General features: G+C 68.1%; 1 protein-coding gene. It reads right to left on the bottom strand.

Annotation, left to right across the window (positions count from 1 at the left end; genetic code table 11):
• A partial coding sequence (locus C3492_RS43915; RefSeq protein WP_219822146.1) for an LLM class flavin-dependent oxidoreductase occupies window positions 1–404 on the bottom strand: 404 nt, incomplete at both ends.

The following is a 404-nucleotide window of genomic DNA, read 5'->3' as shown; positions in this document are numbered from 1 at the left end:
CCGCGCCCCTTGGCGAACTCCTCGCGCAGCACCGGCACGACCTGCTCGCCGAGTATGTCCAGCTGTTCCAGCACGGTCTTCAGCGGCAGACCCGCGTGGTCCATCAGGAACAGCTGGCGCTGGTAGTCACCGGCGTACTCGCGGAACGACAGCGTCCTTTCGATCACCTGCTGCGGCGAGCCCACGGTCAGCGGGGTCTGCTCGCTGAAGTCCTCCAGCGAGGGCCCGTGGCCGTAGACGGGGGCGTTGTCGAAGTAGGGGCGGAACTCGCGGACCGCGTCCTGCGAGTTCTTCCGCATGAACACCTGTCCGCCCAGCCCGACGATCGCCTGCTCGGGCGTGCCGTGCCCGTAGTGGGCGTACCGGCTCCGGTAGAACTCCACCATCCGCTTGGTGTGGTCGGC

The organism is Streptomyces sp. Ru62, assembly GCF_002920615.1.
Classification (GTDB): Bacteria; Actinomycetota; Actinomycetes; order Streptomycetales; family Streptomycetaceae; genus Streptomyces.
The sequence above is the reverse complement of the archived record's forward strand: the minus strand, read 5'-3'. Positions and strand labels throughout refer to the sequence as shown.